This is a genomic window from Gryllotalpicola reticulitermitis (genome assembly GCF_042651345.1).
Classification (GTDB): Bacteria; Actinomycetota; Actinomycetes; order Actinomycetales; family Microbacteriaceae; genus Gryllotalpicola; species Gryllotalpicola reticulitermitis.
In genome coordinates this window covers 199,200-218,235 of record NZ_JBHSCN010000006.1, presented here as the reverse complement: position 1 = coordinate 218,235, position 19,036 = coordinate 199,200, and the positions used below count along the sequence as shown (strand labels likewise).

The following is a 19,036-nucleotide window of genomic DNA, read 5'->3' as shown; positions in this document are numbered from 1 at the left end:
ACAACCGCGCCACGTCACACCGCCCAGGCGGTGTCGACCTGCTCGTGGGTGGCGATCGCGGACGTGATCTTCGCGATCGCTTCCTCGACGGGCACGCCGTTCAGCTGGCTGCCGTCGCGGAAGCGGAAGCTGACCGTGCCCTGCGACCGGTCCTCCTCGCCCGCGATGAGCTGGAACGGCACCTTCGACTTCGCTGCGTTGCGGATCTTCTTCTGCATGCGGTCGTCGGAATGGTCGACCTCGGCCCGGACGCCGTGCGTCGCGAGCCTGGCGATGATCTGGTCGAGATAGGGGGCGTACTCGTCGGCGACCGGGATGCCGATGACCTGCGTGGGCGCGAGCCACACCGGGAAGGCGCCTGCGTAGTGCTCGAGCAGGATCGCGAAGAAGCGCTCGATCGACCCGAAGAGTGCCCGGTGGATCATGATCGGTCGCTGCTTCGAGCCGTCGGGTGCGGTGTACTCGAGCTGGAAGCGCTCGGGCAGGTTGAAGTCGACCTGCACGGTGGAGAGCTGCCAGCTGCGGCCGAGCGCGTCGGTGGTCTTGAGGTCGATCTTCGGCCCGTAGAACGCCGCCTCGCCCGGCTCCTCGGTGAGTTCGAGGCCCGAGGCGAGTGCGACACGGCGCAGCGCGTCGGTGGCCTCCGCCCAGTGCTGCTCGTCGCCGATCCACTTGGACTTCTCGTCGTCTCGCATCGACAGCTCGAGCTTGAAGTCGGTCAAACCGAAGTCCTTGAGCAGCGAGATGACGAATTCGAGCACCTTCGTGGTCTCGGCCTCGAGCTGATCGCGGGCGACGAAGAGGTGCGCGTCGTCCTGGGTGAACCCGCGTACGCGGGTGAGTCCGTGAAGCGCACCGGAGAGCTCGTTGCGATAGACGGTGCCGTTCTCCGACAGGCGCAGAGGCAGGTCGCGGTAGCTGCGTCCGCGCTCCCTATAAATCAGGATGTGCATCGGGCAGTTCATGGGCTTGAGGTAGTAGTCCGCGCCCTGCTTGGTCACCGCACCGGTCGCGTCGCGCTCTTCGTCCATGCGGATCGGCGGCCAGATGCCGTCGGCGTAGGTCTGCAGGTGGCCGGAGATCGAGAACAGGTCGGACTTGGCCAGATGCGGGGTGTACACGACCGAGTAGCCCTGCTCGAGGTGGCGGCGCCGGGCGTGCTGCTCCATCTCGTAGCGGACGATGCCGCCCTTGGGATGCCACACCGACAGGCCCGAGCCGATCTCGTCGGGGAACGAGAACAGGTCGAGCTCCTTGCCGAGCTTGCGGTGGTCGCGGCGCTCGGCCTCTGCGAGGCGCTCCTGGTAGGCCCGCAGATCGTCTTTCGACGGCCACGCGGTGCCGTAGATGCGCTGGAGCTGCGGGTTCTTCTCGCTGCCGCGCCAGTAGGCCGCGGCGACACGGGTCAGCGCGAAACCGTTCCCGATCAGCTTGGTGTCGGGCAGGTGCGGCCCGCGGCAGAGGTCTTTCCACACGGTCTCGCCGGTCTTCGGGTTGATGTTGTCGTAAATGGTCAGCTCACCGGCGCCGACCTCGACCGACTCCTCGCCCGACGGGCGAGTGGGTGCTGAATCTGCGCCGCCTGACGCTCCGCCCTTGAGCCCGATCAGCTCGAGCTTGTAGGGCTCGTGAGCGAGCTCGCTACGTGCCTCGTCGTCGGTCACACCGCGGCGGACGAAGCGCTGGCCCTGGTTGACGATGCGAAGCATCGCCTTCTCGAGGTCCTTGAGGGACTCGGGGGTGAAGGTGTCGGTGACGTCGAAGTCGTAGTAAAAGCCATCGGTGATGGGCGGCCCGATGCCGAGCTTGGCGTCGGGATTCACCTGCTGCACGGCCTGAGCGAGCACGTGCGCAGTCGAGTGCCGCAAGATGTTCAGGCCGTCGGGTGAGTCGATCGTGACCGGTTCGACCTCGTCGTCGTCGGTCGTCGTCGTGGCTTTGTCTTTCAGTTCGCCGTTGACGCGAAGTGCGACAACATTCCGATCCGGGAAGAGCTCAAAGCCATCGGCCACCATGGATCAACCCTATCGGGCCAGGCATCCGTCATCTGTCGTTCAACTGCCGCTCGATTGGTCGCTCGAACGCGGCCATAGCGTCCCCATGGGGGTCACGCACGGGCCTCACGCAAACCACCGACACTGGAAGGTGGGCATTGATGCCCTCTGTTCTTTCGCGGCGCTTCGCACTCGCCGCAATCACCACGTCTGCGGCATGCTTGCTCGCCGCCGGCCTGTCCGCGCCTGCGCTGGCCAATACGTCCGGAACGGGCCTGGTCATCAGCGAGGCCTACGTCAACGGCGGCTCGAGCGGCGCAAGTTACCAGAACAAGTTCGTCGAGCTGTACAACCCGACGTCGTCGGCGATCGCCCTCGGCAGTGACACGCTGCAGTACCGGGCGCCCACCAGCACGGTCACGCCGAGCGGGTCGCAGGTCTTCGCGCTGAGCGGCTCGGTCGCGTCGCACGGATACTTCCTGATCCAGCTGCCGGGCAACGGCGCGAGCAGCAATCCGGGAGCGGCGCTGCCGACGCCTGACCTCAGCACCGGCGGCAGCATCAATCCCGGCGCCGGCGGCGGCACGCTGTTCGTCGCCGCGAGCAGCACCGGGGTGCAGCCGACGGATGCGAGTGTCATCGACAAGATCGGCTGGGGCACGAGCAACTCGCCCGAGGGCACCGCGGCGAGCGGCAACTCGCTGACGCTGAGCTACCAGCGTGACGCCGCGGGCACCGACACTGACAACAACGCGGCTGACTTCACGGCCGCGGCCCCGACGCCCGAGAATTCGGGCTCGACGTCGACGGGCCCGGGGTCGGGCGGCACGACGCCACCGGCGAATGGCGAGGTGTCGATCGCCGACATCCAGGGCACGACCGATACGTCGCCCTACGCGAACCAGAGCGTGACCACGCAGGGTGTCGTGACGGCCGACTATGCGACCGGCGGCTTCAACGGCTTCTACCTCGAGACCGGCGGCGCGGGCGGCACCGCGGCCGATGACAAGACGCCGGGCGAATCCGACGCCGTATTCGTCTATGGCACCAGCGCGGCCAAGCAGGTCACGATCGGCGAGAGCGTCACCGTCAGCGGCACCGTCGAGGAGTACGACGGCGAGACCGAGATCGACTCCCCCACCGTCACAGAGCTCGCGACGCCCCTGCCCGCTGTCGTACCCGACCAGCTGCCCTGGTCGGACCTCACGACCGACGCCCAGAAGGAGGCGCACGAGGGTGAGCTCGTCGCGCCGCAGGGCGACTTCACCGTCTCGGACAACTACGACGCGAACTGGTACGGCTCGTTCACGCTGGCCGCGGGCGACACGCCATTGCGGCAGCCGACGGATGCGGGTGCCGCCGGCTCCGCGGCGGCCGAGGCGGTCGCAGCCGACAACGCAGCACGCACGATCACGCTCGATGACGGCTCGAGCTGGAACTACAGCACGTCGACCTACGAGAACGACCCGCTGCCCTGGCTCACGCCGAGCAACCCCGTTCGCGTCGGCTCGGCCGTGACATTCCACTCGCCGGTCGTCCTCGACTACCGCTACGACCTGTGGAACTTCCAGCCCACCTCGCAGGTGACCGACGATGGGGCATCCGTCGCCACCTTCAGCGACACGCGCGCCACCAACCAACAGCCGGCCGATGTCGGCGGCGCCACCCGGCTCGCGACCTTCAACGTCGAGAACTACTTCCCGATGACCGGTGAGAAGTTCGAGTCAGAGGGCCTCGGTACCTGCACCTATTACACCGACCGCCAGGGCAACCGGATCGCGGTCAACACCTGCACCACGACCGACGGCGGCCCCGGCCCTCGCGGTGCGGCGGACGACGCGAACTTCCAGCGCCAGCAGGAGAAGATCGTCACCGGTATCAACCGCCTCGGCGCGAGCATCGTCTCGCTTGAGGAGATCGAGAACTCGGCAAAGTTCGGCGAGCCGCGCGACACGGCCCTGGCCGGCCTGGTCGACGCGCTCAACACGGCCGCAGGTTCGGATGTCTGGGCCTATGTGCCCTCACCGTCCACCGACGCGCTCCCGCCGCTCGCCACTCAGGACGTGATCCGCACGGCGTTCATCTACAAGCCTGCCGACGTCTCGCCGGTCGGCGCCTCGCAGGTGCTCGCCGACCAGTCGGGCGACGGACAGCCGTTCTCGATCGCCCGCGAACCGCTCGCGCAGCAGTTCAAGGCGGCCGGCGCACACGACAGCGATGAGTTCCTCGTGGTCGCCAATCACTGGAAGTCGAAGAGCGGTGACGCATCTGACCTGTACCCCGGCGACGACGAGGACACCTCATCGCCCGCCGTCGACCAGGGCGCGTTCAACGCGACCCGCGTCCACGAGGCCGAGGCGGTCAACACCTGGGTCAATTCGATCGAGACGCCCGGGCAACCGGTCTTCCTCGTCGGAGACTTCAACTCGTACACGCAGGAAGACCCCATGCAGACGCTGTACTCGGCCGGTTACACCGACCTCGGCAGCACCTACGACCCGACCGAGCAGACGTACTCGTACAACGGCCTCGAGGGCTCGCTCGACCACGTCCTCGCGAATGCGGCGGCACTCAAGCTCGTCACAGGGGCGGATGTCTGGCAGATCAATGCGCAGGAATCCGTCGCCTTCGATTACAGCCGCTACAACTACAACGTGACGCAGCTGTTCGACGGGACGAACCCGTTCGCGGCATCCGACCACGACCCGGTCGTCGTCGGACTGAACCCGCAGACGGCTCCCGCGGCCCCGACGCTGAGCTTCACGACGCCGACGGATGGCGCGACCGTGACCGGGACGATTCCGGTCTCGGTATCGCTCGCCGGAACCTCGCTGCAGGCGTACAACCTGCGGGTCGACTCGGCCGGTCTGCAGTATGCGTACCAGCCGCAGTCGGGTACTGAGACGTTCCAGCTGGACACCACCGCATTGAGCAACGGCGTGCACACGCTGCTCGCGACCGCCACCGATGCGGCCGGGGCAAAGACGACGATCACGGAGAAGATCACCGTCGACAACCCGACGCTCGCCTGGGTATCCCCGACGAGCAACTCGACCGTCTCGGGCACCGTGCCGGTAAGCGTCGCACTCGGCGGCACGCTGCAGGCGTACAACCTGCGCGTCGACTCGGCAGGGCTTCAGTACGTCTACCAGCCGAAGGCGGGCACGCAGACGTTCCAGCTCGACACCACCACGCTGAGCAACGGCACCCACACGCTGCTGGCCACCGCGACCAATGCGGCCGGCACCAAGGTGACGATCACCGAGACCATCACGGTGAACAACGCGCCGTTCACGACGACGACCGTCACGATCCTCTCGAACGACAAGCCGGCGAAGGTCGAGGTGGATGTCGTCGCCAGCTCATCGACGCAGGCGATCAAGGGCACTGCGAAGGTGACGATCTACAACCCGGACGGCACGACGAAGACCGACAAGTCGGCCAGCCTCAAGAACGGATCGGTGACCATCGACCTGCCGAGCGGTTACAAGACCGGTGAGTACACGCTGGTCGCCGAGTACGAGCCCGGCTCGGGCGGCGGCCCTGCGTCGACGTCGAAGCCCGTGACGTGGTCGATCAGCTGATCGACTAAGGACACAGAAAAACCCCCGGCTAGCCGGGGGTTTTTCTTGTTGTGCGCGATACTGGGATCGAACCAGTGACCTCTTCCGTGTCAGGGAAGCGCGCTACCGCTGCGCCAATCGCGCCCTGTCTTCACTCTAGCGAGCCAGAGTCGAAGTCGGGATTCAGGGTACACACCCGACGGGACGTAAATCCAACCGAGATATGTATCCAACAGAGTGTGAGGTGGCGACGGGATTCGAACCCGTGTATACGGCTTTGCAGGCCGCTGCCTCGCCTCTCGGCCACGCCACCAGGCCCGCATGATCAGCCGAATCGACTGCTTCACACTCGAGCGGATGACGAGACTCGAACTCGCGACCCTCACCTTGGCAAGGTGATGCGCTACCAACTGCGCTACATCCGCATTGTCGTGGGGCTTTCTTGCGGGCCGCCCCGGCGACTTGTCAACCATAACCCACGCGTCACGCCCAGTTCAAATCGACGCGGGACGGCCGCGATTCGTAGAAACGCTCGCCGGTCGGCTAACATCGGAAGGCACCACACGCGGGCGATTGGCGCAGTTGGTAGCGCGCTTCCTTCACACGGAAGAGGTCGTCGGTTCGAGTCCGGCATCGCCCACAGAAGCAAAACCCCCGGCCAGCCGGGGGTTTTCTCATATCCGTGAGGTTTCCGTCGTGTGGCACGTACCGACTTTTACGCTGGATTTCCGCGGCCTCCGCTAGTCGCCGGTCATTTCCGCCCCGCGACGCCGCGTTTCGGCCCTTCACGCGGCCTCTTCCTTGTCCGCGTCGAGGTCACCCTGAGTTGCCTGACGCAACGGCATAAGCGCTGTATCGGCGGCCTGCGACGAGGGCTGGTCCGACGTCCAGAAGTCGAGGTCGCCGGCGCTGCGCACGACGGGGGTCCATTGCGAGAGCAATGCGCGCTTGATCCTCGTCGAATAGGGCCGATTCCGAGAGCGTCTCGTCTGCGCGGATGAGGGATGCGACTTCGTCGGCACGGGCATCGCTCGCCGCGTCGACCGCCTCGACGACGATAGGGTTCTCGTCGAGTGGCTCTTCGAAGCCGGCGACGTGCTGTGCCATGACCTCGTCGGTGACATCGTGGCGGTCGCGTGTCTTCCGGCTTGCGAGCAGCCGTTGGTGTTGCAGCTCCGCGGAGATGCAGACCCATACGAGGGCGAACGCCCCCCCGTGTGTTTCTGCGGTCTCGCGCCACGCGTCGCGCAGGAAGCGGGGCGACCCCGTGTCGTCGATCAACACGCTGCACCCCCCAGACAATGCGCGGCGGGCCCGCTCGTGCGCAATGGCGCTCGTTCTTCCCCACTCTTCGACCGGGATTCCTTGCCCGCCGTGGAACCCGCGCTCTTCGTTGATTGCATCGAGGCTGATGACGGCCGCGTCGAGCTTCGGGGCGAGAAGCGCGGCGAACGTGCTCTTTGCTGAGAACGACATGCCGCACATCATCGCCAGAAACACGCGTCGAGCCTATGGCCCGGGCGCCGAGGTTGCCGTGAGCGGCTTGGTGTCGTGCTCGTGGCGGGTTCCTGTCGTGGTTGTCTGAGCCGCACCGCTCTACGGTGTGAGCATGAATCAAACGCGGATCGGCGAGCTGCGAAAGGCGAAGGGCTGGACCCAGGAACGCCTCGCTGAGGCGAGCGGGATCGCGGTCCGCACTATTCAGCGGCTCGAGTCCGGCAGCGACGCCAGCCTGGACACGTTGGCGCGGGTCGCCGAGGTGCTCGGCGTCCAGGTCACCGAGCTCTTCGTAACAGTGAACGACTCGGACTACGCGGCTGCTGTTGGCGGCTTCGAAAGGCGCACTCGTGACCAGCAACAGCGGCGTGACCTGATCGCCGATACTGTCCGAAAGAGCTATCTCGTTCTTGGGGTCATCGTCGTGCTCGCGTCGATCGCGCTCATCGGAGCCGGCGTACTCCCAGGAATCGGCATCTTCATCATCCCTATGTACTGGCTGGGCGGCCGGGTCGCGCGCGATGCTCTGCTGCGGTTCGTGATCGACCCGCGCCTCAACGCCCGCTACCCGCTTTCGAGGCAAGGAATATAGGCAGCGGTCCTCCGTGAGCTGAACGGCCAGAGGTCTTCACAGCGCGCTCTTCCTTGTGCGACAGTGAGCGCTAGAGAAGAGGGCGTCATGACGCAGACTGCCGAATCCACGATCACGCCTGAAAGCTCGAACGCGCTGCCCGGCGGCCGCGTTCTGCGGGTCGCGCGCCGACTGATGGTGGTCGCCGTCGCCGCGTCACTCTCGTGCTCAATCCTCTTGACCGACGGCAAGGGCGCTGAGGTCGGCACGAGCACCACCCTGGTCGACGCCTCGATGCACGCGAGCCCCGCGCTCTACATCATCTTTGGCGTCGTCCTGTTTGTCGCGATCGGCAGAGCCCTTCGAGGCGGCACTGACGAGCGACGCGCAGTGAAAACTCTCAACCATGCGATGCTCGTGATCGCGGCGGTGGCCGTCGTCGCGGTCGCCGCCAGCGGCATCTATTTCTTCGCGATGCCGGTCACGTATTGGGTCCATCACGGGCTTGTGATCCAGCCGTTCCCATTCGCCAGCGTGCACGCCACTACGAGCTCGTAGCCGTCACGTGCGGACGCGCAGTCGTCATCTGCGGTAGCCTGCGCTGCTGCATGGCGCGTCACCGCTCAGCGAAACAGACTGAGCGCCTCGCGATACCGCTCGTCGTCGGCCCTCGTCTCGACAGTCACGAGCAGACCGTGCTCGCCGACCCGACGGTTGAAGGTGCCGCGGCACGGGATCTCGACGATTTTCAGCAACCCGGCCTCCCATGCGGGGATCACGGCATCGAGCAGCGTCCGCTCGATGCCGTGGCGTCGCACATGCTGTTGCTCGACCTCGGGGCGTTCACCCATGTGCGGTGTCTGTCGGTATACGCGTCGGCACCGAAGCGGTCGTGCCACTCCGGGCCGCGCAGCTGCTCGAGTAGGTCGCGGCGTTCTTCGCTGCTGAGCTCTGTGCTCCGGAGCTGGCTGACGAGGCGATCATCCTGAGGCACGCCTGCATGACGGAGGCACGCCTCCCATACGTCAGTCCAACCTGCCTCCCACTCCGCGATCGGTGCCGCGGCCCGCGCAGCCGCGTCTACAGGCTCCGGTTGCGTCCCCACCGCAGGCGGCAGGTCAGCACCCTTCGGACGCAGACCCCACGCTTCGCGAATCCACAAGAGGTCGAGCAGCGTGTGCGGAGTATCGATGACCAACACCATGTCGTGAGGCCACGGGTTGCCGGGGATCGGGCGTGACGCGCGCATTCCCACCTCTCTCGACAAATGTGGGAATCATCCCCCGTTCGGCGGCCGCTACGGAAGACGTGGGCGCATTCGCCCGTGCGAGCTCCCGTAACCCCTCTGCCGCTCCCGCAGCGTCCTCGGCGCGAGGCGCCACGCCCGGGCCGGCTTCGCCGGCCGCCGCGCAACGCACTCGGCGCGCCCATCGTTCCGCAGTCGCGCGTCACGCTGCCGCCGCGGATAGCGGTGCACCAACGCTGCGCCACGGTGAGCGGAGGCCGGAACCGCAGGCGGCGGTCGAAGCGACTACGCCGTACTCGGCGGCTACCGAGCTCTCGCCACGACGATCAGCAGCTCGTGCTCCTCATAGAAGGGCGTTCGATCCCAGTCGCCATAAATCGCTTCCACGTCGAACCCGGCGCACGCCAGTTGCGCCGTCAGCGTCCGCGCGTCACGGAACGCAAAGCGCACCGTCTCCACGACGCAGTCGCCTGTGCGAGCGAACTCGTTGTGGAAGGTGGCCTCTATGAGGTCGTCTCCGATCTCTTTAACCTCGGCCCATTCGCGTGGCGGCCCGTGCACGGTGTCTCGAACCGTCGGCGCGTCAGACTGCCATGTTTCCCATGCGCGTCGGGCGGGATTCCGGCTCTCGAACGCCAACGTGCCGCCTGTTCTGAGGTGGGACCGGATGTCACGCAGAGTCCGGGCCCAGTCCAGGTCAAGGATGTGCTGCGCCACGTTGCCGGTCATCACCGCGAAATCGAAGTCCGCGGTTGGGATGTCTCGGCTGTCGCCATGTAGCCACCGCACGGCGCCGGTGCCGGAGCGCCGCTCGGCGTAGTCGAGCATCGTCTTCGACGGGTCGACCCCGACGACAGTCCGACCGCCCTGCGCGAACGTGACGGTGAGAATCCCCGTCCCGCATCCGAGGTCGAGGATCGCCGTTGCCCCGCGCTCGCTCGCAAGGCCGCGGTAGAAGTCATGCTCGGGGCCGTCGGGGTTGTCCTCGTCGTACAGGTCCACCAGACGCGCGTCGTAATCAGGCACGACGCCCAGCGAAAATGCAAAGGCTGATAATCCCTGCGGTCCAGCTGAGCCGTGACAGACGCCCCACACTGACACGGCGGACGACGAGACCGACAACCGTGCCGAAGGCCACGAGGGCCCCGAGGTAGATGCCGACCGCAGCCAAGTCGCCCACCCAGTAGGGCTCGATACCCTGCACGAACTGGGGACTGCAAGCGTCCGACGGTGGGTAGAGGCCGGCGAACCCGTATCCGAGGGCGACAGCGCCGCAGCCAAGCTGCACGGCAAGCACAGTGACCAGAAGCCAGCGGAGGGCCGTCGCCCACAGTCGCCGGGGGCCATGAGCGCCGACGTCCGGGCGACTGACTGACGAGACGGCCACCGCGGAACAGTACCAAGACGCAGTCCGCGAATCCTGGCGTCGCGGCGGCCTCGTGGGCGGTGTATGCGATCATGACCCACATGCGCGACGCGCCTCGTTCCCGGCGGCGATTCGCGCCACTCATCGTCATGCTGTCCGTGTTCGGCGCGGTGCTTCTCGGTGTCGGCGGCATCTATGCGTGGGCGAGCATCGAACCGTGGACCGAGGGCCTGTCCTGCTCCTATCCGGCGAAGATCACGGGCGCGATCACGGGGCAGAGCGGGCCGGTGCGCTGCTATTTGAAAGCCCTCGCGGACGACAGCACACCGCAAATGCTGACGGTCACGCGCTCGAACTTCGGTGAGCCGGACGTGACCGAGCAGCCAGATCCCTCCGCATTCCGATTTTCCAAAGACGCGCGGTCCGGGGTCGCCCACGTCAAGATCGAGCAGACCGGGGTTGGCGCGGACGCGCTCGTCGTCATCCGCTTCGCGGACGGCAAGCTCGACGTTCAGCGGATCAGCCTCGTCGACCCGTCATCGGCAGTCGCCTGGCGGATGGGCAGCGTCGACGACCACACCACCAAGAGTTACACGTCCGCCGACGGCTACTGAGTACGCGATGAGTCCACCGCCCCGGGGCGTGGGACAGCACCCCGACGCCCGTGCTGAAAGACTTGCGCGGTGTGGAAAACGCGTCGTCGCCTGGTTATCGCTGCGACAGTCGTCGTGTGCGTCCTCGGCGGAGGCGTGGCCTCCTGGGCGAGTGACGCCGCCCTCGCCGTGCAGGCGTCCGAGCACGCCACACCGCGGCAGATGACGATCACCTATCTGCGCGACGCGCGGTGGGGGAACTGCCCGGCAACTCTGGCCCTCACGCTCGCGCATACCGACCCGTGGTGCAACGATCTCCTGGCATACGCCGTCGGGCTTCCGCCTCTCGTGTCTTACCGAGTGACCGGCAACGCGCAGTTCGTCCCGAGAGCGGAGGGCGGCGCGAATGAAGAATGCGTCCAGTCCACGGTCCGGGCACCGGGCTTCCAAGGCCCCGGCATCGCCGCCACATTCCAGTGGGGCTGGTGCTGGACAAAGACCGCACACGGCTGGCGGCTCTACGACCAGGGTCAAGGATGACAACCTGCGCCGCGGCTCGTGCACCGCTCGCCGCGGCCCCGAATCGTGATTGCTCCGTCGAGCACGACCGGGCTCGCCACCGGGAACGTCAAGGAAGCGGCGACCTGCTGACACATTCCGGCGTCTCCACTACGCTGCACCGATGACTGCATCGGTCGACTACGACGAGTTCGCCAAATGGGTGTTTGGGCTTGCCGCTGACCGATGGCCGGCAAGAGCCGAAGACTTCCCCACCTTCGCAGCTCGTCACGGCGTCAAAGCCCTCAGCGACGGGGCCAATGAATACGGGCAGTCCACGCTCGTCCTCCCGTTCGACGGGGTAGAAGGTGATTGGACCCAGCGCGAAGGGGCACCGGTGCTTGTCTCGGCCTGGCTGGCGCAGATCGAGCCCCCGGATCAGGACGGGCTCAGAGTCGTCTACGACGGAGCCGCGAGCGCGCTCGAGACGACGTTTGGAGATCCGATTCGCGATATCGATGAGTACGGCGCACCAAAGTCCGTGTGGGACCGCGGGACTGTGCGAGTGAGCCTCAACGCTTACTGGAGCGGAACTCGAAAGGGCGTTGTCATCCTGTGGATCGAGCAGATCACAACACCGTTGGCCTGAGCCGACACCCGAGGCAGTTAGCTGTCAGCGTCGTTCGGCATTCAGGTGACTTCCGAGCGGCCGGCCGATCTGGTCGAGCTCTCACGCTGAGCGGCGCGAGCAGCAGGAATACCCCGACGGCGCCCACGGCCACGCCCACGGAGACCAGCGTCGAAAGACCCTCGATGCGCGTGACCACGATCGTCAGCACGACGATGACCGCCAGGCTCACGGCGCGGGTGTGGCGCGTCATTTGGCGTTGTCCCGTTCGACGAGGGCGAGGCCGTGGGCGGCGGCGATGTCTTCGAGGAGGGACCGCTCGTCGAGGTCGCGGATGATGATGACGTTGCCGGCGCGGAGTGCGGGGCGTGTCGAGAAGAGCGCAGAGCTTTCAAGCACGACGAGCGGAATCGGGTGGCGGCAGACGTGGATGCCGACGGGCCGGCGCTTGTCGCCGTGGAGGACCCGGGAGGCACGCGCCGGCATCCGGTAGACGGCTCCGGCAACGCTCTGCTCCTCGAACCGAGTAATCTGGCGCGCTTGCAGAGCCGTCGTGAGGTCGATTGCGAACGCGCGCCGATCGGCGAACTGAATCGCGAGATCGGCAACAAGCGGGAACTCGGTCACAGGGTAGCCGGGGATCTGGGTCGCGAGAAGGTATGACTCTGACGGGCCGTAGAAGACGCGCTCCGCGTCCAGGTCGCGCAACTCGAAGCGGAACATCCCGCCACGCGCATCGAACTGTGGCTCGTCGCGCAGTTCACCGTCCAGCGCCATTTTCGTCACGGATGACTATGCGCGGCGCAGTTTGAGACTCGACGGCGCGGTGCTTCCCGTAACCGCCTTGACGCCTTGTGTCCACAAAATGTCCACACGCTGCCGTAAACCTGGCTCATTTGGGCTTATTTCGACCGATTGGCCTGCTACAAACACAGGAAATAGAGCGCGAAAAATCAACGATTCGGCGGGTGGCCGCTTGGTACAAACGGGTAGCGCGCTTCCTTCACACGGAAGAGGTCGTCGGTTCGAGTCCGGCATCGCCCACCACAGGGAAACTTCCTGGTTAGTCGGGGTTTTTCTTTGCCTGGATTAGTTCGGGTCGCGGAGCCGATGACCAGGAATTTTCCGCGCCTTTTCCGTGATGCTCACAAGTGCTGGCTCATCTCACTTCGCCAGAACGGCCGGGTAGACGTGACTACGGCATTTCGTCGTCGGCCTTGTCCGCGGAGCCTGGTGAGGCCTCCAGGAGAGGGTTGGCCCGCGTGTCAAGGACGGGCACGGCCTGCGATATCCCCAGGTGCACTGCGCGGTGTACGCGAGATGGCGCTGATGCACGCAACGGTGAGCAAGGAGCCGCGGGCGGGGGTCCACCGTTCGACGACGTCGACTCATCGCGCGACCGTGTTCACCGCTGGCCGCTCAGTCCGTCTTGCGCACCCGTACCTTGTCGTAGTGCCGTGCCGCACGCGCACGGTTGCCGCAGGCGACCGAGCACCATTCACGGCGAGGGTGCGTCTTGACGAAGTAGAGCACGCAGCCGGGAGCATGGCAGGCGCGCAACGTCGCCGCATCATCGCCGCCGACGAGCTCAATGATTTGTTCCGCGACGGTCGCCAATGCGGCGACCACGGGTGACGTCGACGTCTCAGCGGTGAGGTGCAGCCGGCCGTCGTGGTTCTCGATCCGCGGGCTTGCCGCGTGGGTTGCGGCGGTGTTGATGGTGTCGATCGCTTCATCGAGATCTGCTATCGCGGAGGCCGCGGCGGGTCGGTCGTCATCGGTGAGATGAGCGGCGGCACGTCGTGCGGCGTCGCGCAGTCGGATGGCGGCGGCGAGCTCGGACGGTGTCGCGTGGGTACCGGCGCGGTCGATGGAGACGGCGTCGAGCCAGTCGTCGACGTCGGATGCTGTGGCGAAGTCGTCGTGGATGCCGTCGGTGTCCCACCAGATCGTCGACATCAGCCGGATCGGCGTCGGCTCCTCGGGAAGGACCCAGGCGCGGGCGTCGGCTGTGCTGTTCATGACAATCACCTTATCACGGATGAATTGACTTGCATCCGTTAGAAGAGTCGTGCTACACCCTTTCTCACGGATGCAGACCGCATCACCCGTGATAACTTGAGGAGTCACACATGACGACCATCGCCCCCATCGAGCCGGAGAACGCGACCGGGAAGGCCGCCGAGCTGCTCGGCGACGTCAAGAAGTCCCTGGGCCTCGTGCCGACCATGACGAAGGTCATGGCGAACAGCCCCGCGCTGCTGAAGAGCTACCTGGCGCTGAACGGCGCCGTCGCGACCGGCGTGCTGCCTGCCGCGGTGCGTGAGCGGCTCGCGATCACCACCGCTCAGCTCAACGGCTGCGAGTACTGCCTCTCGGCGCACACCTACATCGGCGAGAACATCGCCAAGGTCTCTCCCGACGAGCTCAGCAAGGCGCGCGGCGCCGAGTCCGAGGATTCGCACGTCCAGGCGCTCCTGCAGCTCTCGAACGAGATCGCCTCGAACGCTGGCGATGTGAGCGACGAGACGATCGCGGCCGCCCGCGCGGCCGGCGTCACCGACGCCGAGATCGGCGACGTCGTCGCCAACCTCGCACTGAACATCCTCACCAACTACTTCAACGTCCTCGCCAGCGTCGAGAACGACTGGCCCGTCGTCACCCTCTGACGCGCCGCCGCAGGAGAACGACATGACTAAGACGAGCCAGTTCGCCGACGCGGGCTTCCACGCCGGCGAGCTGGCCGTCCAGCAGCGGGCCGGCGTCCAAGGCGAGGCAGCACGCCTCTCCCGGATGCTGGAGCCCGTCGAGCTCTCCGGCGGCATCTCCGGATTCCTTGCCGACCGCACCTTCCGCGTGATCACCGCCCGCGACGCGGCGGGGCGGCTGTGGACGTCTCCGCTCGTCGGGCCGCGCGGGTTCCTCAAGGTCGTCTCACCGACGCGGCTTGTGGTGCACGCGGATTCCCGCAGGCGACCCGCTCGCAGAAATCCGCGCCGGGCAGAAACTCGGCATGACGACAGTCGAGTTCGCTGCTCGTCGGCGTGTGCGCATCAACGGCGCACTCGTCGCGGCGAGCGAGGACCGGCTTGTCGTCGAAGTCGACCAGGCCTACGGGAACTGCCCCCAGTACATCCAGCAGCGCCTGCTCGAACCGGCAGCAGGCGCGCCAACGGCTGCCGAGATCTTCCCCGACGTCGCGCTGTCGGATTCCGACGCGCAGCTGATCGGCACCGCAGACACCCTGTTTCTCGGAACAGTGAATCCCGAGCGTGGGGCGGATGCCTCGCACCGCGGCGGCGCAGCCGGATTCGTGCGGGTGGAGACGCGGACACTGCTGTGGTGGCCGGACTACCCCGGAAACAACCTCTTCAACAGCCTCGGCAATCTCGCCGTCGACCCCGAGGCATCCCTCGCATTCATCGACTTCGACGCCGGCCGCACCCTTCAACTCTCGGGGACTGCGCATGTGGAATGGGATCACGTCGGCGACCCAGGCGACGACGCGGGCACCGGCCGCCGGGTCGTCTTCGAGACCCAGCGCGTCGTCTCCGGGCGACGCCTCGGCGCCCACGAGATCACCCACCAGCCCTACCCGCGCAACCCTGTAGTCACTGACCGAAAGGACCATCGACCATGACCGACACCCGTCCCCCATTCCCGCCCTTCGACACCGAGGGCGCCCTCAAAAAGGTCCAGGCCGCCGAAGACGCGTGGAACACCCGCGACCCCGAGAAGGTCTCGCTCGCTTATACGCCCGACTCCGAGTGGCGCAATCGCGACGTGCACGTCACGGGTCGCGCGGCGATCGTCGAGTTCCTCACCGGCAAGTGGGAGCGCGAACAGGACTATGCCCTGCGCAAGGGCCTGTGGGGCTTCCGTGAGAACCGCATCGCCGTGCGCTTCCAGTACGAGTGGCACGACGCCGAGGGGCAGAACTGGCGCAGCTACGGCAACGAGTTATGGGAGTTCGACGAGAATGGCCTGATGTGCCGGCGCGAGGCCTCGATCAACGACGTGCAGATCGCAGCATCCGATCGCCGTATTTTCGGCCCCCGCCCCGAGTCCGAGCGCGGCCTCGACTTCCCGCTCTGGTGACGCGAATGGCCGCCGTCGGGGAGCGCGAGAGCGACTATGCCGCGCTCGGCGATGTTGATCCCGTTCTCGCGCGGCTGGTCGTCGAGTACGGGATGCCCGACCCGTTCGAGTTCCACGACGGCGGCCGCACCACAGGTTCCAACTTCGCAGCGATGGCCCTGCACATCCTCGGCCAGCAGATCTCGACGAAGGTCGCGTTCGTCCTCTACGACCGGCTCGTCGCCGCACTCGACGGCACGCCCAACGCGACAGGAATCCTCGAACTCGGCGCCGAGCGCATCAAAGGGCTGGGCACGTCCCGGGCGAAGGCCGGTTACCTCGTGAACCTCGCCGAGCACGTCTCCGACGGGCGGCTGCCGATCGAGCAGATGGCAGATCTCTCCGACGCCGACGCCGTCGAGGCGCTCGTTGCCGTCAAGGGCATCGGGCAGTGGTCGGCCGAGATGTTCCTCATCCACCAGCTCCACCGCGCCGACATCCTGCCCGCCGGCGACGTCGGCATCCGAAACGCCATCGCAGCCGCGTACCGTCTCGACGAGGTTCCGACGATTCCCGAAACCCGCGAGCGCGGCGAAGCGTGGGCGCCGTGGCGGACCTTCGCGTCCGCCATCCTCTGGCGCTCGCTCGCGCCGTCTGCGGGCAATGCCGCGCAGAATCAGAACCAGCGCGCCGCGACGGCGTGAACCGTGCCAGCGAGGTGGTTTAGGCGCGGTCGGTCCGCTGACCCGTTGGAACACGCCCGCTCAGTGCAGGTTGATGTAGCCGAGGATCGTGATGACGCGTTCGGCGACGAAGGAGAACGAGCCGGCGGCGAGTACGACGATCGGGGTCACGGTCGCGGCTGAGAGTCCCGAGCTTTGTGCCCGTCGGCGCTGGGCGACGCCCCACGCGAGCGTCACGCAGGCGAGGATCATCGCGGCGACGATCAGGCCCGTCGCGGCGATGCCCGCAAGGATGTGGACGGCCACCTGTCCGCCGACATCGAGAGGCGGATGGAAGAGCATGTCGACGACCATGACGGCCCAGCTGCCCACGAGTAGCGACGCAGCCAGGATGATGAGACTTCTCGGGCCGCTGCTCGCGCGACGTTCCGTCGGCAGGATGAGCGAGGCACGGGTCATCGCCGTTCCTCCGTTCCGCGGGCTCCGGCCATCGTCAGGGCGAGGCGCACCGCGTCGGCCCGGGAGTGCAGGTCGGCTTTGGTGAAAACGTTGTTGATGTGCGTCTTCACGGTCGCTTCGCTGATCGTGAGGCGCTCGGCGATCTGCGTGTTGCGCAGCCCCTGGCCGATGAGGTCGAGGATCTGCCGCTCTCGCGCGGTGAGCGCCACGGCGGGGGCCGGCTCGAGCGCGGGGCTGCGCGTGGCGAGCTCTACGAGCCGCAGCTGAACGTCGGGGTCGAGCACGACGTGACCCGCGTGTGCGCTGCGCACGGCCTGGGTGATGACCGCGCGGTCCGCATCCTTCGTGAGGTAGCCGCGGGCGCCGGCGCGTAGCGCGCCGAGGATCGATTCGTCGTCCTCGAAGGTGGTGAGCACGACCACCGGAAGCGTGGGACGGCTGCTGTGAAGTCGGCTGGTGGCCTCTACGCCACCCATCACCGGCATGTTCAGGTCCATGAGCACGACGTCTGGCGAGAGCGCGCCGACGGATGCGAGCGCGGCGCGCCCGTCACCGGCGGTTCCCACAACGTTGACGTCGGGGTCGAGGTCGAGCATCACCGCGAGCGCGTCGCGGATCGCGGCCTGGTCATCGACGATCAGAAGGCGGATGGCGCTCATCGTGGGAGCTCCACGGTCACGATCCAGCCCGCGCCGTCGTGGCTGCTCGGGCCTGCGTTCGCGGTTCCGCCGAGGAGCGCTGCTCGTTCGCGCATTCCGACGAGGCCCATTCCCCCGCTCTGCGGCTCGCGGTGGAGAGCGTCGGGCGGCGCGCCGCTGTCGGTCACGGTCAGGCGGATGAGCGCGTCGTTCGTGTAGTCGAGGCTGATGTCGATGCGGCCCCCGGGCGCGTACTTGAGGGCGTTCGTGATCGCCTCCTGCGCGGCCCGGATAACGGTCTGGGCGACCTCGACACCCACGGGCAGCGGGTCACCAGTCACGCGGAGGTCTGCGCCGGCGCCGTCTGCGAGGTTCTGCAGTGTGCGCGGCAGAGGCAGGGTGTCCTCGCGAACCGCTTGGATCGCGCGCCGCGTCTCGGCGATTCCCGAGACCGCGAGCCCGCGGGCGCGCTTGACGGCCTCGTTCGCCTCGACGTCGCGGTCACTGTCGTGCAAAGCATCCGCCATGTCGAGCTGCATCGCGATACCCGAGAGCGAGTGCCCGAGCACATCGTGAATCTCTCGGGCGATGCGGCCCCGTTCTTCAAGCGCAGCTTCACGCGCCTCCGACGCGGACGCGCGCTCGCGCTGGGCCACCGCGTACTCGGCTGCGCGTAGCGCCATGCCGCGGTCCCGGCGTGAGATGCCGATGTAGACCGGAAGCACCACGGCCAGCGAAAGCCACCACTGAGACTGGTACCCGAGCACGCCCGTCACGGACAGCAACCACGTAGCGACCGTGGCAACAGCCGCACCGGTCGCGGCGACCGTGAGCGCGGCCTGTCGCGTGGCGAGCTTCTCGCCGGCCGTGCTGGATGCGATGAAGACGAGCACAACAGATGCCCCGGCCGGTGGGAACGGAAAGAGCGCGCCGGCAAGAACTGCGAACGCGGTGACCAAGGTGACGCGCGCCGACTCCGGAAATGATGTCCAGGGAAGCAATGTGCTGAGGGCGATGACCACAACGGCGACTGTCAGAGACCACACCAGTGGAGCGAACGATCGCGGCGGGTCCAGCACGAGCTGTGTGATCGCGATCGCGCTCACCCCGACCAGGACGAACGGGCGGATCAGATCGTCACCGAACCTGGGCGTCCACCACTCGCCGACAGCATCCCGCTTCGTCTCCGTGCCCACAGACCTCTTCATGGCCCCGGATTCTCC

General features: G+C 66.8%; 19 protein-coding genes and 4 tRNA genes. 11 read left to right on the top strand and 12 right to left on the bottom strand.

Features of this window, described 5'->3' with window-relative positions:
• Positions 1–14 precede the first annotated feature (14 nt).
• The gene (thrS, locus tag ACFOYW_RS14385) at positions 15–2,015 is read right to left on the bottom strand and encodes a threonine--tRNA ligase (RefSeq protein ID WP_390230272.1); all 2,001 of its coding nucleotides are present in this window, start codon (positions 2,013–2,015) and stop codon (positions 15–17) included.
• A 140-nt stretch (positions 2,016–2,155) separates the two neighbouring features.
• Between thrS and ACFOYW_RS14380 the strand changes: the two genes are divergently transcribed.
• On the top strand, positions 2,156–5,578 hold the full coding sequence (locus ACFOYW_RS14380; RefSeq protein WP_390230269.1) for an ExeM/NucH family extracellular endonuclease: 3,423 nt from the start codon (positions 2,156–2,158) through the stop codon (positions 5,576–5,578).
• Positions 5,579–5,629: 51 nt separating this feature from the next.
• Here the strand turns inward: ACFOYW_RS14380 and ACFOYW_RS14375 are convergent.
• The 3 genes from ACFOYW_RS14375 to ACFOYW_RS14365 form a co-directional block, all read right to left on the bottom strand.
• Positions 5,630–5,701 (bottom strand) — tRNA-Val (locus ACFOYW_RS14375).
• Positions 5,702–5,799: 98 nt separating this feature from the next.
• A tRNA-Cys gene (locus tag ACFOYW_RS14370) sits at positions 5,800–5,870 on the bottom strand.
• Positions 5,871–5,909: 39 nt separating this feature from the next.
• A tRNA-Gly gene (locus tag ACFOYW_RS14365) sits at positions 5,910–5,982 on the bottom strand.
• A 142-nt stretch (positions 5,983–6,124) separates the two neighbouring features.
• Here ACFOYW_RS14365 and ACFOYW_RS14360 point away from each other — a divergent pair.
• A tRNA-Val gene (locus ACFOYW_RS14360) sits at positions 6,125–6,197 on the top strand.
• A 176-nt stretch (positions 6,198–6,373) separates the two neighbouring features.
• On the opposite strand, the gene ACFOYW_RS14355 is transcribed toward ACFOYW_RS14360, so the two are convergent.
• Entirely contained in the window at positions 6,374–7,042 is a 669-nt protein-coding gene (locus ACFOYW_RS14355) for an AAA family ATPase (RefSeq protein WP_390231398.1), read from the bottom strand.
• A gap of 124 nt (positions 7,043–7,166) precedes the next feature.
• On the opposite strand from ACFOYW_RS14355, the gene ACFOYW_RS14350 reads away from it, so the two are divergent.
• Entirely contained in the window at positions 7,167–7,646 is a 480-nt protein-coding gene (locus ACFOYW_RS14350; RefSeq protein ID WP_390230266.1) for a helix-turn-helix domain-containing protein, read from the top strand.
• A gap of 87 nt (positions 7,647–7,733) precedes the next feature.
• Positions 7,734–8,183, top strand: coding sequence for a hypothetical protein (locus ACFOYW_RS14345; RefSeq protein WP_390230264.1), 450 nt, complete (start codon positions 7,734–7,736; stop codon positions 8,181–8,183).
• A 65-nt stretch (positions 8,184–8,248) separates the two neighbouring features.
• Here ACFOYW_RS14345 and ACFOYW_RS14340 read toward each other — a convergent pair whose 3' ends face one another.
• Positions 8,249–8,476: a hypothetical protein gene (locus tag ACFOYW_RS14340; RefSeq protein WP_390230261.1), complete on the bottom strand. Its 228-nt coding sequence runs from the start codon at positions 8,474–8,476 to the stop codon at positions 8,249–8,251.
• Positions 8,477–9,174: 698 nt separating this feature from the next.
• On the bottom strand, positions 9,175–9,897 hold the full coding sequence (locus tag ACFOYW_RS14335) for a class I SAM-dependent methyltransferase (RefSeq protein WP_390230259.1): 723 nt from the start codon (positions 9,895–9,897) through the stop codon (positions 9,175–9,177).
• 441 nt (positions 9,898–10,338) lie between these two features.
• Between ACFOYW_RS14335 and ACFOYW_RS14330 the strand changes: the two genes are divergently transcribed.
• From ACFOYW_RS14330 to ACFOYW_RS14320, 3 genes are all read left to right on the top strand, one after another.
• The gene (locus tag ACFOYW_RS14330) at positions 10,339–10,851 is read left to right on the top strand and encodes a hypothetical protein (RefSeq protein WP_390230256.1); all 513 of its coding nucleotides are present in this window, start codon (positions 10,339–10,341) and stop codon (positions 10,849–10,851) included.
• 69 nt (positions 10,852–10,920) lie between these two features.
• A complete protein-coding gene (locus ACFOYW_RS14325) occupies positions 10,921–11,370 on the top strand; it encodes a hypothetical protein (RefSeq protein WP_390230253.1) in 450 nt (149 codons plus the stop codon).
• A 142-nt stretch (positions 11,371–11,512) separates the two neighbouring features.
• Positions 11,513–11,977 (top strand): DUF6301 family protein, encoded by a 465-nt coding sequence (locus ACFOYW_RS14320; protein WP_390230250.1) that lies wholly within the window; start codon positions 11,513–11,515, stop codon positions 11,975–11,977.
• 228 nt (positions 11,978–12,205) lie between these two features.
• Here the strand turns inward: ACFOYW_RS14320 and ACFOYW_RS14315 are convergent, their stop codons facing one another.
• On the bottom strand, positions 12,206–12,742 hold the full coding sequence (locus ACFOYW_RS14315) for a hypothetical protein (RefSeq protein WP_390230247.1): 537 nt from the start codon (positions 12,740–12,742) through the stop codon (positions 12,206–12,208).
• A gap of 633 nt (positions 12,743–13,375) precedes the next feature.
• On the bottom strand, positions 13,376–13,978 hold the full coding sequence (locus ACFOYW_RS14310; protein ID WP_390230244.1) for a CGNR zinc finger domain-containing protein: 603 nt from the start codon (positions 13,976–13,978) through the stop codon (positions 13,376–13,378).
• Between the two features lie 110 nt (positions 13,979–14,088).
• Here ACFOYW_RS14310 and ACFOYW_RS14305 point away from each other — a divergent pair, with 110 nt between their 5' ends.
• The 4 genes from ACFOYW_RS14305 (at position 14,089) to ACFOYW_RS14290 (ending at position 16,737) form a co-directional block, all read left to right on the top strand.
• Positions 14,089–14,625 (top strand): carboxymuconolactone decarboxylase family protein, encoded by a 537-nt coding sequence (locus ACFOYW_RS14305; RefSeq protein WP_390230241.1) that lies wholly within the window; start codon positions 14,089–14,091, stop codon positions 14,623–14,625.
• Positions 14,626–14,969: 344 nt separating this feature from the next.
• Positions 14,970–15,596, top strand: coding sequence for a pyridoxamine 5'-phosphate oxidase family protein (locus tag ACFOYW_RS14300; protein WP_390230238.1), 627 nt, complete (start codon positions 14,970–14,972; stop codon positions 15,594–15,596).
• Positions 15,593–16,054: a nuclear transport factor 2 family protein gene (locus tag ACFOYW_RS14295; protein ID WP_390230236.1), complete on the top strand. Its 462-nt coding sequence runs from the start codon at positions 15,593–15,595 to the stop codon at positions 16,052–16,054. Before ACFOYW_RS14300 ends, ACFOYW_RS14295 begins: the two co-directional genes overlap by 4 nt.
• A gap of 5 nt (positions 16,055–16,059) precedes the next feature.
• Positions 16,060–16,737, top strand: coding sequence for a DNA-3-methyladenine glycosylase family protein (locus tag ACFOYW_RS14290; RefSeq protein WP_390230234.1), 678 nt, complete (start codon positions 16,060–16,062; stop codon positions 16,735–16,737).
• A gap of 60 nt (positions 16,738–16,797) precedes the next feature.
• Here ACFOYW_RS14290 and ACFOYW_RS14285 read toward each other — a convergent pair whose 3' ends face one another.
• Genes ACFOYW_RS14285 through ACFOYW_RS14275 form a run of 3 tightly spaced genes read right to left on the bottom strand, consistent with a single transcriptional unit; the run spans position 16,798 to position 19,021 of the window.
• On the bottom strand, positions 16,798–17,175 hold the full coding sequence (locus ACFOYW_RS14285; RefSeq protein WP_390230231.1) for a hypothetical protein: 378 nt from the start codon (positions 17,173–17,175) through the stop codon (positions 16,798–16,800).
• Entirely contained in the window at positions 17,172–17,834 is a 663-nt protein-coding gene (locus tag ACFOYW_RS14280; protein WP_390230230.1) for a response regulator, read from the bottom strand. Before ACFOYW_RS14280 ends, ACFOYW_RS14285 begins: the two co-directional genes overlap by 4 nt.
• Positions 17,831–19,021: a sensor histidine kinase gene (locus ACFOYW_RS14275; protein ID WP_390230227.1), complete on the bottom strand. Its 1,191-nt coding sequence runs from the start codon at positions 19,019–19,021 to the stop codon at positions 17,831–17,833. Before ACFOYW_RS14275 ends, ACFOYW_RS14280 begins: the two co-directional genes overlap by 4 nt.
• Positions 19,022–19,036 lie beyond the last annotated feature (15 nt).